The 15,494-nt window shown below is 71.6% G+C and carries 13 protein-coding genes; 7 read left to right on the plus strand and 6 right to left on the minus strand.

What is annotated here, in order from left to right:
- Positions 1-8 precede the first annotated feature (8 nt).
- From ENE75_RS03400 to ENE75_RS03410, 3 genes are all read left to right on the plus strand, one after another.
- Complete coding sequence (locus tag ENE75_RS03400; protein ID WP_233258897.1) at positions 9-1,544, plus strand: S10 family peptidase; 1,536 nt, start codon at positions 9-11, stop codon at positions 1,542-1,544.
- Positions 1,544-2,605: a 6-phosphofructokinase gene (locus ENE75_RS03405; protein ID WP_128195610.1), complete on the plus strand. Its 1,062-nt coding sequence runs from the start codon at positions 1,544-1,546 to the stop codon at positions 2,603-2,605. The genes ENE75_RS03400 and ENE75_RS03405 overlap by 1 nt, the downstream gene beginning before the upstream one ends.
- Before the next feature lie 68 nt (positions 2,606-2,673).
- Positions 2,674-2,826 carry a DUF3149 domain-containing protein gene (locus ENE75_RS03410; RefSeq protein WP_128195612.1) on the plus strand — a complete coding sequence of 51 codons (153 nt, stop codon included), beginning with the start codon at positions 2,674-2,676 and terminating at the stop codon, positions 2,824-2,826.
- Between the two features lie 96 nt (positions 2,827-2,922).
- Here the strand turns inward: ENE75_RS03410 and ENE75_RS03415 are convergent, their stop codons facing one another.
- Both ENE75_RS03415 and ENE75_RS03420 read right to left on the minus strand, forming a co-directional pair.
- A complete protein-coding gene (locus ENE75_RS03415; protein WP_128195614.1) occupies positions 2,923-3,666 on the minus strand; it encodes an SDR family NAD(P)-dependent oxidoreductase in 744 nt (247 codons plus the stop codon).
- Between the two features lie 29 nt (positions 3,667-3,695).
- A complete protein-coding gene (locus tag ENE75_RS03420) occupies positions 3,696-4,292 on the minus strand; it encodes an RluA family pseudouridine synthase (protein ID WP_128195616.1) in 597 nt (198 codons plus the stop codon).
- Positions 4,293-4,558: 266 nt separating this feature from the next.
- Here ENE75_RS03420 and rsgA point away from each other — a divergent pair, with 266 nt between their 5' ends.
- The gene (gene rsgA, locus ENE75_RS03425; protein WP_128195618.1) at positions 4,559-5,653 is read left to right on the plus strand and encodes a ribosome small subunit-dependent GTPase A; all 1,095 of its coding nucleotides are present in this window, start codon (positions 4,559-4,561) and stop codon (positions 5,651-5,653) included.
- A gap of 3 nt (positions 5,654-5,656) precedes the next feature.
- Here the strand turns inward: rsgA and ENE75_RS03430 are convergent, their stop codons facing one another.
- A complete protein-coding gene (locus ENE75_RS03430) occupies positions 5,657-6,598 on the minus strand; it encodes an alpha/beta fold hydrolase (RefSeq protein ID WP_128195620.1) in 942 nt (313 codons plus the stop codon).
- An 84-nt stretch (positions 6,599-6,682) separates the two neighbouring features.
- Positions 6,683-6,919 carry a hypothetical protein gene (locus ENE75_RS03435; protein ID WP_128195622.1) on the minus strand — a complete coding sequence of 79 codons (237 nt, stop codon included), beginning with the start codon at positions 6,917-6,919 and terminating at the stop codon, positions 6,683-6,685.
- 126 nt (positions 6,920-7,045) lie between these two features.
- On the opposite strand from ENE75_RS03435, the gene dnaE reads away from it, so the two are divergent.
- Complete coding sequence (gene dnaE, locus ENE75_RS03440; RefSeq protein ID WP_128195624.1) at positions 7,046-10,573, plus strand: DNA polymerase III subunit alpha; 3,528 nt, start codon at positions 7,046-7,048, stop codon at positions 10,571-10,573.
- A 130-nt stretch (positions 10,574-10,703) separates the two neighbouring features.
- On the plus strand, positions 10,704-11,168 hold the full coding sequence (locus tag ENE75_RS03445; RefSeq protein ID WP_233258898.1) for a hypothetical protein: 465 nt from the start codon (positions 10,704-10,706) through the stop codon (positions 11,166-11,168).
- A 6-nt stretch (positions 11,169-11,174) separates the two neighbouring features.
- On the opposite strand, the gene ENE75_RS03450 is transcribed toward ENE75_RS03445, so the two are convergent.
- Positions 11,175-12,239, minus strand: a complete 1,065-nt coding sequence (locus tag ENE75_RS03450; RefSeq protein WP_128195627.1) for a serine hydrolase — start codon at positions 12,237-12,239, stop codon at positions 11,175-11,177.
- Positions 12,240-12,316: 77 nt separating this feature from the next.
- Between ENE75_RS03450 and ENE75_RS03455 the strand changes: the two genes are divergently transcribed.
- Positions 12,317-14,725: an ATP-binding protein gene (locus tag ENE75_RS03455; protein WP_128195629.1), complete on the plus strand. Its 2,409-nt coding sequence runs from the start codon at positions 12,317-12,319 to the stop codon at positions 14,723-14,725.
- A 36-nt stretch (positions 14,726-14,761) separates the two neighbouring features.
- Here ENE75_RS03455 and ENE75_RS03460 read toward each other — a convergent pair whose 3' ends face one another.
- Entirely contained in the window at positions 14,762-15,481 is a 720-nt protein-coding gene (locus ENE75_RS03460; protein WP_128195631.1) for a response regulator transcription factor, read from the minus strand.
- Positions 15,482-15,494: the final 13 nt, after the last annotated feature.

The raw sequence follows: 15,494 nt of genomic DNA on the forward strand, positions 1-15,494 counted from the left end.
TTATCCCGGTGCTGCGGTATCGTGCCGCGGCACTGCAATCCTTCGAAGGCCTGGAGATGAGCGACGCCAAGACCCCGGACAACGACGACAAGGCAGCCCGTCAACGGGCCCGGCTGGATGAACTGCTGGCCCTGCAGCCGCCAGGCAGCACCGGCCACGTGAAGCTCGCCAGCGGCCGCGGGCTGGACTACGCCCTGGGGGCGGCCTTCCTGCCGGTGGCCGCCAAAGGGCACGACGCCGCGCCGCCCGAGGCGGCGGTGATGGCAACGCACTACCTGCTGCAGGGCGCCGCACCGGCGCAGCGGCCGGTGTGCTTTGCCTTCAACGGCGGGCCCGGGTCGGCCTCGATCTGGTTGCACCTGGGCGCGCTCGGCCCCAAGCGCGTGGTCGTGCCCGACGACGCCAGCGCGGCGCCGGCCCCGCACGCGGTGGTGGACAATCCGCACACCTGGTTCGAGCACTTCGACCTCGTCTTCGTCGACCCGCCGCACACCGGCTGGTCGGTGGCCGCGGGCGAGGACGCGCGCAAGGGCCTGCTGTCGGTGGACGGTGACGTGGCGGCCCTGGCCGAGGTGATCCGCGTCTGGCTAACGCGCCACCGCCGCTGGGGTTCGCCGGTCTACCTGGCCGGCGAGAGCTACGGCACCACGCGTGCAGCGGCCATGGCCGACACGCTGCAGGGCATGGGCGTGCAGCTCAGCGGCCTGATCCTGGTGTCCTGCGCCATGGACCTGCAAAGCCTGGTCTTCGCCCACGGCAATGATCTGCCGTACGGGCTGTTCCTGCCGGCGTTCGCCAACACGGCCCAGTACCACGGCCTGCTCAAGGGCACATTGGCGGCGTCGCCGGAAGCCGCGCGTGCGGCGGCCGAAGCCTTCGTCGCCGACGACTACGTGGCGGCGCTGCAGGCCGGCGCGCGCCTGTCGCACGACCGGCGCGCACGCATCGCCCGCCGCGTGGCGGAACTCACCGGCCTGCCGCGTGCGCTGGTGGAGGCCAAGAACCTGCGCATCAGCGACGCCACCTTCTTCTTCGAGGCGATGCGCGACCAGGGCCGCATCGTCGGCCGGCTGGAGTCGCGTGGCACCGGGCCGATGGCCGCCAGCCGCACGCGCGATTGGGAGTTCGACCCCGGCATCGAGGCCATCGCCCCGGCCTACACCATGGCCGGCATGGCCTGGTTCGCTGAAGCCCTGGGCCTGCAGCGCGACGTGCGCTACGAGGTGCTGAGCCACGACACGCACAAGGCCTGGAACTGGAACCGTGGCGACGCCCAGGGCAACGCCTTCACGACCACGGCGCCCGACCTCTCGCGCGCGCTGCGCCGCAACCCGCTGCTCAAGGTGCTGGTGGCCAGCGGCCGCTACGACCTGGGCACGCCGTACAGCGCCAGCGACTGGTCGCTGGCGCAGCTGGACATCCCACCCGAGGTGCACGCGCGCATCACTCACCGCTACTACGACGCCGGCCACATGATGTACACCCGCGAGGCCGATCTGCGGCAGCTCAAGGCCGACCTGGCCGGCTGGATGGAGGCCGCGTGATGCACGTCGGCGTGCTCACCGGGGGCGGCGACTGCCCCGGGCTGAATGCGGTGATCCGTGCCGTGACGCTGGCGCTGCTGGCCGATGGCGTGCGCGTCACCGGCATCGAGCGCGGCTTCCTCGGCCTGGTGGAGCGCCGCGTGCGGCCGTTGGACGCCGCCGCAGTGGCCGGCATCCTGGCCGAGGGCGGCACCATCCTGGGCACGCACAACCAGGCCAACCCGTTCGCCTGGTTCGGTGCCGGCGGCGCCGACGTCTCGGCCGACACCATGGCCTACGTGCGCGAACTGGGGCTGGACGCGCTGGTGGCCATCGGCGGTGACGGCACGATGAGCATCGCGCATCGCTTCGAGCGCCTGGGTCTGCCGGTGGTGGGCGTGCCCAAGACCATCGACAACGACATCGCGCACAACGAACGCAGCTTCGGCTTCGACAGCGCGGTGGCCGTGGTGGCCGAGGCGCTGGACCGGCTGGCCACCACCGCGCGCAGCCACGGCCGCGTGATGATCGCCGAGACCATGGGCCGCTACGCCGGCTGGATCGCGCTGGAAGGCGGTCTGGCTGGCGGTGCCGACGTGATCCTGATTCCGGAGCAGCCCTTCAGCGTGGAGGCCGTGGCGGCGCGCTGTCGCGCCAACGAGCAGGCCGGCGGTCACACGTTGATCTGCATCGCCGAAGGCGCAGCGGCGCGGGGCGAGGCCATGACCGTGATGCGCACCATCGAGAGCAGCCCCGACCCGATCCGCCTGGGCGGCGTCGGCCACTGGCTGCAGCAGCGGCTGCAGCCGCTGGTGGCCAGCGAGGTGCGCACCACGCTGCTGGGCCACGTGCAGCGCGGCGGCACGCCGACGGCCTTCGACCGCGTGCTGGCCACGCGCTTCGGCGTGGCCGCAGCGCAGTTGGTGCAGCAGCGGCGCTTCGGCCACATGGTGGCGCTGCAGGGCAGCGCCTGCACCGCGGTGCCGATCGCCGACGTGGCCGACCGCAACCGCCGCGTGCCGCCCGACGACGAGCTGTGGCGCGCGGCGCAGGCGATCGGGGTCTGTCTCGGCGAGGTTTGATCCCGTGCAAGGCGGGGCGGGCCGATCGGGTGTCTGATGGCGCATCGATACCCATGGAGGTTCACGCCATGCACGCGCTTCGCGACTTCTTTACCACCGACTACGGCCTGCTGAGCGCCGCCGTGATCGCCTTCACCCTCGGCATGGGGGTGTTCTTCCAGCGCTACATCTCCCGTCACATCCGAGAAGACGCCGAGCGCGCGGCCCGCGAACAGCGCTGAACCTCGCCTGCGCTGGCAGCGCGCTCTCCAACAGCCGGCCCGCAAACGCTGGCTGGGCTGGCTCTGGCATCGCCCCGGGTTGGCCGTGGCGGGCGATCAGGCCTGACGAACGTCGCCCACCGGCTCCTGCCCATAGTCGTCGCGGGCCAGGAAGCGCAGCACCTTCGCCGCTGCAGCGTCCGGGCTGTCGAGCCGGCCTTCGGTCTTGAAGGCCTCGAACTGGGCACCGTCCGGGAAGCGGCTGCGGTCGGCGCTGCGCAGCTGCACCTGCATGTCGGTGTCGATGATGCCGGGGGCGAGCGAGACGATGCGGGCCCCGCCGGGCCGCGCCGCCTCCTCCAGCGCCACCGCACGCGAGAAGTGGTCCATGCCGGCCTTGACGGCGCAGTAGCTGGCGCTGCCGGCCATCGCCCGGCGGCCCAGGCCGGACGAGATGTTGAGGATGCGGCGGTCGGTGCCCCAGCTGCGCGTGGCCTGCAGGAAAGCGGCACTCAGCAGCAAGGGCGCCTCCAGCCCGACGCGGGCCGCCAGGCTCAGCTCGTCGAGCGCGCTGTCGCCCAGCGGGGCGGGCGTAGACAGCGCGGCGGCGTTGTTGATCAGCACCGCGTCGGCCGCCGGCTGCTGGGCCAGCCACGTGGCCAGCCGCTGCGCCGCCGCCGGTGCATCGGCGAGGTCCTGCGACCAGGCGGTGACCCGTGCGCCGCGTTCGTGGGCCAGCGTCTCCAGGGCCGGGTCGGTGCGGCGGGCGATGGCCAGCACGTGGTGGCCCGGTTGCAGCAGCTGTTCGGCGATGGCGCGGCCCAGGCCGCGCGACGCGCCGGTGACGATGAAGAGTTTCATGCCGCGAGGCTAACCCAGGGCGGCCGATGTCAAAACGGCACCGGGCTCTCGAAGTGCATGGCGCGGCCATCGGCAGGGTGGGGCACCTGAAGGGCCTGTGCGTGCAGCAGCAGGCGCGGGCCCGCAGTGCCGTACAGGTCGTCGCCGACGATGGGGTGGCCCAGCGCCTGCAGGTGCACCCGCAGCTGGTGCGAGCGGCCCGTCACCGGTTGCAGCTGCAGCCGCGTGCGCCCATCGGCACGGTCGAGCACGCGCCAGTGCGTCAGCGCCGGCTTGCCGCGATCGTGGTCGACCACCTGCCGGGGCCGGTTCGGCCAGTCCACGATCAGCGGCAGCTCGATGCTGCCCGCATCGCCGGCCACCTCGCCCTCGACCACGGCGACGTAGGTCTTGTGCACGCGGCGCCGCTCGAACGCCAGGCCCAGCGCCCGCTGGGCCGGCAGGCCGCGCGCCATCACCCACACCCCGGAGGTGGCCTGGTCGAGCCGGTGCACCACCAGCGCGTCGGGCCACAGCGCCTGCGCGCGGGTGGCGAGGCAGTCGGGTTCGGTGCGCCCCGGCACGGACAGCAGGCCCGGCGGCTTGTCCAGCACCAGCATCTGCGCATCGACGTACAGCGGCAACATCCCGCGATCGTAGGCGTTGACAGCGAGGCGGGCAGCGGCGCACAGTCTCTGCCTCGTTCCCAACTGCCACAGGAGGTTGCCATGAAGACCAAGGTGATTGTCCCCCTGTCGGCTCCGGCTCAGCGCGTCCTGCCCGGCTGATCGATCCTTCGGCCGCGCGGATCCCGCGCCCCGGCCGGCGCCGACTTCCCCCTGCATTCGATTCCGACCCGCCACGCGGGTCGGCGTGGCACTGCGTGCCGTTCGAACCGGAAGCTCGACGCTCGATGATCTCGGAACAACTCGCCGCCGCATTGGCGGCCATCGGCCTCACGCCGGCCCAGCGCCGGCACATCGACCATTTGCCCGCGCCGCCGACGGCGCCCTTTCTGCGCCGCGTGGTGGAGGTGCAGCGCGACCGCCTGACCCTACACGACGGCGAACACGAGTCGCCGGCGCGCGTGCTGCCGGCCCTGCACCTGGGGGCGGCGGCGCACGACGGCCTCGCCGTCGGCGACTGGGTGCACGTCGCGCGCGACGCGCATGGCCAGTGGTGGGTGCACGCGCGCGTGCCGCCGCTGAACCAGCTGGCCCGCCGCCAGCACGACGGCCGCGAGAAGTCCACGCGCGCCGTGATCGTCAGCAACGTGGATACGGCCCTCCTGGTGATGGGCCTGGACCACGACTTCAACCTGCGCCGGCTGGAGCGCTACCTGGCGCTGGCTCGCATCGCCGGCGTGCAGCCGGTGGTGGTGTTGACCAAGGCCGACCTCTGCGACCCGGCCTACGCCGAGCGCCGGCTGCACGAGACCTGCGCGCTGATGCCGCCAGGGGTCGACGTGGTGGCGCTGGACGCCACCGGCGACGAGCCGTCCGCCGCGCTGGCACCCTGGACCGGCCCCGGGCAGACCCTGGTGCTGCTGGGCTCCAGCGGTGCCGGCAAGAGCACGCTGACCAACGCCCTGACCGGCGATGCGCAGCAGCGCGTGGGCGCCAGCCGTGCCGACGACAGCCGCGGCCGCCACACCACCACCGCGCGCAGCCTGCACCGCATGCCCGGGGGCGCCTGCATCATCGACACGCCGGGCCTGCGCACGCTGCGCCTGGACGCCGATGCGCAGGACCTGGCAGGCGTGTTCGACGAGATCGCCCAGGGCGCGCTGCGCTGCCGCTTCCGCGACTGCCGGCACCAGGGCGAACCCGGCTGCGCGGTGCAGGACAGCGTGGCGCCGGAACGCCTGCGCAACTTCCACAAGATGCAGCGCGAGCTGCAGCGCGATACCCTCAGCGCGCTGGAGCGCAAGGCGCAGCGGCAGGTCTGGAAGGTGCGGCACAAGGCTGCACGGGCACGCGACCGTGGCAAGCGCGAGGGCGAGGGCTGACGTTCAGCGAGATGCCGCGAGGAAGGCCTGCACCGGCACCACGGTGGCCGCCGGATCCTCCTCGTGCGGCACGTGGCCGAGGCGGTCGAACATCACCCGCTGGCTGCCCGGGATCAGGCGCTCGAAGCCGGCGGCGGCGGCGGGGTCGATCACGCTGTCCCGTCCGCCCCACAGGATCAGCGTGGGCTGGCGGATGCCGGCGATGGCGTCGGCGTGTTCGGCTGGCACATACTGCTGCAGGCGCTGGCGCAGGGCCGTGCGGTTGCCGTCGCGCAGGGTCAGGTCGTAGTAGCGGTCCACCAGTGCGTCGTCGATGCGCTGCGGGTCGCCGTAGACCGCCACGAGGCCCTGCACCACGGCCGCGCGTGGCAGCAGCCACTCCATCAGCGCGCCCAGCACCGGCACGCGGGCCAGCCGCCAGCCCAGCGGCACGCTGCGGATGCTGTCGGGCAGGCCGGCGGCATCCACCAGCACCAGGCGGTCCACGCGCTGCGAGGCCACGGTCGCGGTGCGCCACGCGATGCGCCCACCCAGCGAATTGCCGGCCAGCACCACGCGCTGCAGCTTCAGGTGGTCGAGCACGTTCAGCACGAAGGCCACGTCGTCGTCCAGGCCGTAGCGGGCGTCGGCGCGCGGGCCGGTGAGGCCGAAGCCGGGCAGGTCCAGGCGCACCACACGCCGCGTCTTCGAGAGCTCGCCGGCCCAGCCGTCCCAGGTGTGCAGGCTGGCCGAGGTGCCGTGCAGCAGCACGATGGGCACCGGGTCGCCGCGCGGCCCTTCGTCGCGCAGGTGCACCAGCTGGCCGTCGAGGTCGACGAAGGTTGATGGCGGCAGGCCCCAGCGGGCGATCAGCGATTCCACCGGCCGGTCGGGCTCGCGCGACAGCGAGACCGCGATCGCGGTCAGGATCAGCAGAACGCCGATGAGCTTGCGCAGCCAGCCCATCAATGGCGGTGGCCGCGCCGCGCGGCCGGGGGTCGGGTCGTCATGCCGGCCAGTGTAGGCCGGCGACCGGTGAAGGCCGGTGGCTCAGGCGCGCTGCAGCGTCACCCCGGAGTGCAGCACCGTCATGCCGCCATCGGCGCGGGCATCGATCTGGTCGCCGCTGTCCAGTCGGTACTCGGTGACGCCGGTGGACAGCCAGCGGTCCTGTCCGTCGTGCACCGTGTCGTCGCGGCGCAGGCGCTCGTAGGCGCAGACCTTGTAGGCCTTGCCGTCGCTGCCGCGGGCGGGAAAGCTGTCGAGCAACTGGAGTTTCAGGTCCATCGTGGTCTCCTGGTGAAAGGGTTCAACGGGACCCGGCCCCATGACCGGGATCAAGTCCATCCTACGGACGGGCGGGGCTGCTGCCAATGCGCCTGATCAAAACGGGGGGACTTCTAGAATGCCCCGATGAGCTTCGTCCACCTGCGCACCCACACGGAATACTCGGTCGTCGATGGCACCCTGCGGGTGGGTGATGCGGCCAAGGCGGCGGCGCGCGATGGCCAGCCGGCGCTGGCCATCACCGACCTGAACAACCTCTTCGGCGCGGTCAAGTTCTACAAGGCCTGCCGCGGCAAGGGTGTCAAGCCGGTCATCGGTGCCGACCTGTGGATGGAGCCCGACGTGCCCGGCGGCAACGCCACGCGACTGCTGGTGCTGGTGCAGGACTGGGGCGGCTACCTGAACCTCAGCGAACTGCTGGCGCGCGCCTGGACGGTCAACGCCCAGCGCACCACGGCCTGGGTGAAATGGGAGTGGCTTCAGACGCTTGGCGAAGGCCTGATCGCGCTGTCGGGCGCCGACATGGGCGCCGTTGGCCAGGCCCTGCTGGCGGGCGACCGCGACCGCGCCAAGGCCACGGCCCAGCGCATCGCGGCGCTGTTCCCGGGCCGCTTCTACCTGGAACTGCAGCGCGCGGGTTTGCCCACGCACGAGCCGCACGTGCGCGCCGCGGTACCGCTGGCCGCGGAGCTGGGCCTGCCGGTGGTGGCCACCCACCCGGTGCAGTTCCTGGAGCCCGACGACTTCGACGCCCACGAGGCCCGCGTGTGCATCGCCGAAGGTGAACTGCTGGCCAATCCCAAGCGCGTGCGCCGTTTCACGCGCGAGCAGTGGTTCCGCCCCGCTGCCGACATGCAGGCATTGTTTGCCGACGTGCCGTCGGCCATCGCCAACACGCTGGAGATCGCGCGCCGCTGCAACCTGACCCTGGTGCTGGGCAAGCCGCGCCTGCCGGACTTCCCCACGCCCGACGGCAGCCCCATCGAGGTCTACTTCCGCAGGGCCTCGCACGAAGGCCTGGAAGGCCGGCTGCGCCACCTGTACCCCGACGAGGCCGAACGCGAGCGCCAGCGCCCCACCTACGTGGCGCGGCTGGACTTCGAGCTCGACACCATCCTGAAGATGGGTTTCCCGGGCTACTTCCTGATCGTCTCGGACTTCATCCAGTGGGCCAAGCAGAACGGCTGCCCGGTGGGCCCGGGCCGGGGCTCCGGCGCCGGCTCGCTGGTGGCCTACGCGCTGCTGATCACGGACCTGGACCCGCTGCGCTACAAGCTGCTGTTTGAGCGCTTCCTGAACCCGGAACGCGTGTCGATGCCCGACTTCGACATCGACTTCTGCCAGGGCAACCGGGACCGCGTCATCGACTACGTCAAGGACAAGTACGGCCGCGACGCGGTGAGCCAGATCGCCACCTTCGGCACCATGGCGGCCAAGGCGGCGCTGCGCGACGTGGGTCGCGTGCTGGGCATGGGCTACGGCCACGTGGACAGCATCGCCAAGCTGATCCCGGCGCCGCCGGGCAAGACGGTGACGCTGGCCAAGGTGCCCGACGAACCCGACGGCGGCATCATCTATGCGCGCCAGGAGGCGCCGGAGCTCGAGCAGCGCGAGAAGGAAGACGAGGAGGTCGCCGAGCTGCTGGCGCTGGCCACGCGCGTGGAGGGCATCACCCGCAACATCGGCATGCACGCCGGCGGCGTGCTGATCGCGCCGGGCAAGATCACCGACTTCTGCCCGCTGTACCAGCAGCCTGGCAGCGACAGTGCGGTCAGCCAGTACGACAAGGACGACGTCGAGGCCATCGGCCTGGTGAAGTTCGACTTCCTGGGCCTGGCGACGCTGACCATCCTGGAGCTGGCGCGCGAGTTCATCATGAAGCGCCGGCCGCAGCACGCCGACTTCGCCTACGAGAACCTGCCACTGGACGACCCGCGGGTCTACAAGCTGTTCTCCGACGGCCTGACGGAAGCGGTGTTCCAGTTCGAATCGCGCGGCATGCAGGGCATGCTGCGCGAGGCGAAGCCCACGCGGCTGGAGGACCTGATCGCGCTCAACGCGATGTTCCGGCCCGGCCCGATGGAGAACATCCCCAGCTTCTGCGCGCGCAAGAACGGCCGCGAGGAGGTGGCCTACCCGCACCCGCTGCTCGAACAGGTGCTGGCCGAGACCTACGGCATCTTCGTCTACCAGGAACAGGTGATGCAGGCCGCCCAGGTGATGGGCGGCTACAGCCTCGGCGGCGCCGACCTGCTGCGCCGCGCCATGGGCAAGAAGAAGGCCGAGGAAATGGCCAAGGAGCGCGTGAAGTTCCGCGCCGGCGCGCTGGACAAGGGCATCGACGAGGCCAAGGCCGACGAGGTCTTCGACCTGATGGAGAAGTTCGCCGGCTACGGCTTCAACAAGAGCCATGCTGCCGCGTACTCCCTGCTGGCTTACCACACGGCCTGGATCAAGGTGCACTGCACGGCCGAGTTCTACGCGGCCAACATGACCATCGAGCAGGACGACACCGACAAGCTCAATGTCCTGATCGACGACGCCAAGCTGTTCGGCATCAGCTTCGAACCGCCCGACGTCAACCGTGGCCTGCACCGCTTCGAGCCGGTGCCGGGCAAGGAAGGCGACAAGCTCATCCGCTACAGCCTGGGCGCCATCAAGGGCACGGGGCAGGGCGCGATCCAGGCCATCGTGGCGGCGCGCGAAGGCGCCGATGGCGGGGGTGGTGGCCCGTTCCGCAGCCTGTTCGACTTCGCCGCGCGCGTGGACCGAAAGGCCGTCAACAAGCGCGTGGTGGAGGCGCTGATCAAGGCGGGGGCCTTCGACGGCATCCACCCTGACCGCGCCAGCCTGCTGGCCAGCGTGGGTCTGGCCTTCGACTGGGCCGAGACGCAGGAAGCCAATGCGCTGCAGGGCGGGTTGTTCGACTTCGGCGACACCCATGGCTCCAGCCAGCAGGAGCCGGCCCTGGTGGCCGCCGAGCCCTGGAGCATCAAGGAACGCCTGACGCTGGAGAAGACGGCCCTGGGCTTCTTCCTGTCGGGCCACCTGTTCGACCAGAGCCGCGACGAGGTGCGCCGCTTCTGCCGGCGGCCGATTGCCGAACTGCAGGAATCGCGCGAACCGCAACTGCTGGCCGGCATCGTCGGCGAGGTGCGGGTGATCAACGGCAACCGTGGCCGCGTGGCGATCTTCAAGCTCGACGACGGCAGCGAGGGCATCGAGGCCGTCGCCGGGGAGGAACTGCTCGACCAGCACCGCGAGATCCTGCGCGAGGACGAGCTGCTGATCGTGCAGGGCAAGGTGCAGCCCGACCGCTTCGCCGGCGGCCTGCGCCTGAACGTCACGGCCATCTGGGACCTGCCGGCCGCACGGGCGCGTTTCGGCCGCCACCTGGCGGTCAAGACGGCGGCGCTGCGTGGCGGCAGTGCGCCGCTCGCCGAGCTGGTCAAGACCTGGCCGGCGCGGCGCGTGGACAGCGAGGTGGGCGAACTGGTGCAGGGCCTGCCGGTGCGGCTGCGCCTGGAGCGGCCGGGTGCGAGCGCCGACCTCGACCTCGGCGAGCGGGCCCGTTTCTGGCCCAGCGACGAGGCCCTGCTGCGCTGGCATCAGCTCGCCGGGGGCGAGGTGGACATCGTCTACGAGGCCGCCTGACCGCCACCGACCCGGCCGCATGGGTGGCCGGTAAACAGCGGTAATCGTTTGTGAGCCTGCCAACCGGCTGCTTGGCGGTGGCGTTCAGTGGGCACTGGAACGTCAGGAAGATCCTATGCACCAAGACGCGTTGTCCTCCACCGCCTCGATCTCTTCCCGCCCCGATGGCCGTGTCGCCGCCAGGTGGCTGGCGGCCGGGCTGGCCGCCGCCGGCCTCTGGGCTGCAACGCCGGCCCGCGCGGCCGACATCGACATCGGTGTATCGATCGGCATCAGCCAGCCCGGCGTCTACGGCCGCATCGACATCGGGCGCTTCCCGCAGCCGCAGGTCATCGTGACGCAGCCGGTGGTCGTCGTGCCAGCGCCGGTGGTCGTCGGTCGGCCGGTGCAGCCGGTCTACATGTGGGTGCCGCCGGGCCACCGCAAGAACTGGCGCAGGCACCGTGCCGACTACCGGGCCTGCGGCGCGCCGGTGGTGTTCGTGCGCGACGACTGGTACACCTCCCACGTCCAGCCGTATGCCCGTGGCCACGATGACGACCGGGGGCGCAAGGGCGACAAGGGCCACGGCAAGGGCCGCGGCCACGACGACTGACCTGCCTCAGCGGTCGGCCAGTGCGTCGGCGAAGGCCGCCACCACGGTGCCGTGGTGTGCCGGGTCCAGCCAGCGCAGCACGACCACGGCGGCGTGCGCAGGGTCGACCCAGACGATGTGGCCGCCAGCACCCAGCATGAAGACACTTTCGCGTGACGCACCGGGGAAGGCCTGCCCGTCCCGGTTGAGCCACAGCAGGCGGCCGTAGAACGGTGCCACCGCCACGGGGGCGCGCATGCGCTGCACCCAGCCTGCCGGCAGCAGCCCGGCGCCATCGTCCAGCAACAGCTGGCCCAGACGCGCCAGGTCGTGCGACGAGATCGACAGGCCGCCGCCCCAATGCGTGCCGCCCGGCACGCTCTGCACGCGTCCGACGCCCGGCAGGTCGACCCAGGCGTCGTCGTAGCAACGCCAGGCCAGGCCGTCGCCACCGCCCAGCGGGCGCAGGATGCGTTCGAGGAACACCTCGGGCAGCGGGCGGCGCAACAGATGCAGCAGTGCCAGCGCGAGCTGGTTGATGCGCACGTCGTTGTATTCCCAGTGGCTGCCCGGCGCCTGCAGCGGCCGCGCACCGCCCTTGGGGCCACCGGCCGGACGCGGGTCCTGCGCCACCTTGCGCCAGCGGTCCACGGTGTCGGGCAGGCCGAAGCAGGTGCCTTCCCACTCGCTGGTCTGTTCCAGCAGCATCGCCCAGGTGATGGGGCGGTTGTGGTCGCTGTCGAAGCCGATGCCGGGCAGGCGCGCCACGACGGGTTCGTGCTCGTCGGGCAGCAGACCATCGGCCTGGGCGACGCCGGCCAGCAGTGCCAGACAGGTCTTGGCCACGCTGAAGGTCAGGTCGGCGCGCGCCGGCTCGCCCCAGGCGGCCAGAGGCTGCCCATGGCGCCACACCACGCCCGACTGCGGTCCGCGGGCATGCACCGGGCCGCGCAGGCGGTTGTAGGGCGGTGGGTCGTCCTGGTGAACGCCCCAGGGCGCACCGCCTGCGGGGGGCTCGCCAAACGGGTCCCGGGGCCAGGGCGTTTCGTGGGCCTGCGCAAGCGCGATGGCGCCGTCGAGCAATGTCGTCATGGGGGCGTGGGAGACGGTGACAGGCAGCGCCCGGAGGGCGATCGCGGCCACAATGGCGCGTGCCGACTCTAAACGCCTTGCCTTCCCGCCGCCGTTTGCTGTGGCTGCTGGCGGCCAACGGGGCGGTGGTCCTGCTGCTGGCGTGGATCGTGACCACCGTGCTCGTCGACAGCCGCCAGCTGCACCGCCAGCGCGCGCTCGACGCCGTCGACAGCCTGGCGCAGAGCCTGGCGCAGAGCCTGGCGCAGAACGTGTCCGCGGAGTTGCTGCTCGTCGACCTGGCGCTGCGCCAGCTGCGCCTGGCGGCGCAGGAGGGCGACATGGCGCGGACGGACACCACCATGCGCGACCTGATGCGCAGCGTGCCGGCTGCGATGCGGCTGCGCGTCGTCGACGACGCCAACGCCGCGGCCGAGGAGCCGGGTCTGCAGGCTGCGTTCACTGGCATCGACCGGCTCGTCGTGCTCGGCCCGCGGGAACGCGCCGATGGGCAATGGGTGATCGTGCTCGCCCGGCCACCGCGCGGAGGCCACGGGCCGGCGACGGCGGCCGAGTTCGACATCGCCCGTTTCGAGGCCCTGTTCGCCGGGCTGAACCTGGGTGGCAAGAGTGCCGTGTCGCTGCGCATGGACGACCTGGCGCTGGTGGCCCGCCACACCGACCCGCCCCAGCCTCGCAGCGGTCTGGGCACGCGCAGCACCTCGCGCCAGCTGATCGAGGCGCTGGCGGTGGCCCCCGAGTCGGGCACCTACCTGGCTGCCACGGCGCTGGACGGCATCGAGCGCGCCAATGCCTACCGGCGCGTGCCGGGCACGCCGCTGCGCGTGCTGGTGGGGCTGGCGACGGTGGACACCATGGCGCCCTGGCGACGGCAGATGGCCACCACGCTGTCGATGGCACTGCTGGCCCTGGCCGTCGTGGCCGCCGCGTCGGTGATAGCCTACCGGGCGTGGCAGCGCGACGATCGCCGGCGCGAGATGCTGGATGCCGAGCGCGCACGGCTGCAGGGCCTGCTCGTCACCGTGGGCGACGGCCTGCACGTGCTGGACCGCAACGGGCTGCTGGTGGAGTTCAACGATGCCTTTGCTGCGATGCTCGGGCGCACGCGTGCGGAGCTCGACGGTGCGCACGTGATGCTGTGGGAGCGCCAGTACTCGGCGTCCCAGGTCGACAAGGTGCTGCACAGCTTCGCGGTGGGCCAGCGCCTGCGCTTCGACTCCCGCTTCGAGCGCGCAGACGGCCGACTGGTCGACGTGGCCGTGGCCGCCACCGGCGTGCGGGTGCACGCCCGCGACCTGTTGATCCTCTGGGCGCACGACATGACCGAGGTGCACCGCACGCAACGTCGTCTGCAGGCCAGCGAGGCGCTGCTGGAGCGCACCGGGCGCATCGCCGGCATCGGCGGCTGGGAGCTCGACACGGGCCACGGCCGTATGGCACTGACGGCGCAGGCGCGTCGGCTGCTCGGGCTGCCCGAGGACTCGACGCCTAGGCTGCGCCAATGCCTGCGCCGGCTGCCCGGCAGTCACCGGCGCGCCGTGATGCAGGGTCTTCGCGACGTGGCACGGACCGGTCAGCCCTGGCAGATCGAACTGCCGATCGGCCCGGTCGACGGTCGAAGGCGGTGGCTGCTATGCACCGCGGAGCGGGTGGATCGGCAAGACACCGGCGACGGCATTGACCAGCGGGTGGCCGGCGTCATTCGCGACGTGACCGAACGTCACGAGGGCTCGATCAAGCTGCTGCAGGAGAAGGCACTGCGCCTGGAGCTGCAGCATCAGGCCGACACGCAGGCCGCCATGCTGCAGGAGCGCGAGGCCATGATGGACGTGATGGCGCATGAAGTGCGGCAACCGCTCAACAATGCCTCCGCGGCCATGCAGAGTGCGCTGGCCACACTGCGTGACGTGGGCGACCAGGCGGTGGCGCCGCGCCTGCAGCGCGCGCAGGCGGTGCTCGGGCAAGTGATGGCGCGTCTGGACAACACGCTGGCTGTCGCGTCCTTGCTCGCCCGCCAGGGGCCGGCGGCGCGCGAGGACACCGACCTGGACATGCTGCTCGCGGTCACGATCGCCGACATGGCGGCCGCCGAACGCGAGCGTGTCGTGGTGCGGCGCGAGACGGACGCGCGTACCGTGTCGCTGGACATGAGCCTGATGCGCCTGGCCTTGCGCAACCTGCTGTCCAACGCACTCAAGTACAGCCCGCCCGGCAGCGAGGTCATCATCCGCTTGGCCGACAGCGAGCGCCCGCTGGGCCTGTGCATCGACGTCATCGACGGCGGCGGCGGCATCGAGCCGGGCCTGCGCGAGCACCTGTTCGAGCGCGGGGCGCGCGGGCGACGCACGCCAGGTGCCGAGCACGGGCTGGGCCTGTACATCGTCCGGCGCGTCATGGAACTGCACGGCGGTGCGGCGCAGCTGCTGGCCACGGGGCCGCAGGGCACGGTCATGCGGCTGCTGGTGACCGAGGAATCCGACGATTGAGGACAGGGGGCCGAGACGGCCCCAACCTGGTGCTACTCAGGCCGGCTTCAGCGGCGCCTTGAACACGTAGCCGACACGCGAGCGGGACTGCAGCGGCACCAGCGCCGGCGTGGCGCGCTCGATGCGCCGGCGCAGGCGGTAGATGGTGGCATTGAGGCCGTCCGCACCTTCCTGGTCGAGGTCACGGCCCAGCCGCTGGCGCAGGGTTTCACGGCTGACGACATCGCCGTCGGCAGCGAGGAAGCATTCCATCAGCGTCAGGTCGGCATCCGAAAGGTCGACGCGAGCGCCGTCGGGTGCGATCAGCTGGCGGGCCCGGAGGTCCAGCCGCCAGACCGTCTGCGCGGCCGTGGACGCCTGAATCCGGCGCTGCACGGCCTGGATGGCCAGGAACACCTGTTCGAACTGCACCGGCTTGGCCAGGTACATGTCGGCCCCGGCGGTGATGACCTGCCGGAACACATCGGGCGCCAGGCGGCCCGAGACCACGAGCAGCCCGGCGTCCGTGCGTCTGCGCAGCACCTTGATCAGTTCGGCGCCATCGACCCCCGGCAGCATCAGGTCGAGCACGTAGAAGTCGTAGCCGTACGGGTCGTGGTGCGCCAGCAGGTCGTTGCTGTCGGGGAAGACATCCACCTGCGCGCCGCGTTCGCGGAGGTACTGCGCCAGGAACTCCGTGTACTCGGGATCATCGTCGACCAGCGCGATGCTCAGCACCAATGTGGTCGTCACCTCTGGCGTGGATGAACTCTGCATGCGCCGAATTGAA

The organism is Rubrivivax albus, assembly GCF_004016515.1.
GTDB classification, from domain to species: domain Bacteria; phylum Pseudomonadota; class Gammaproteobacteria; order Burkholderiales; family Burkholderiaceae_C; genus Rubrivivax; species Rubrivivax albus.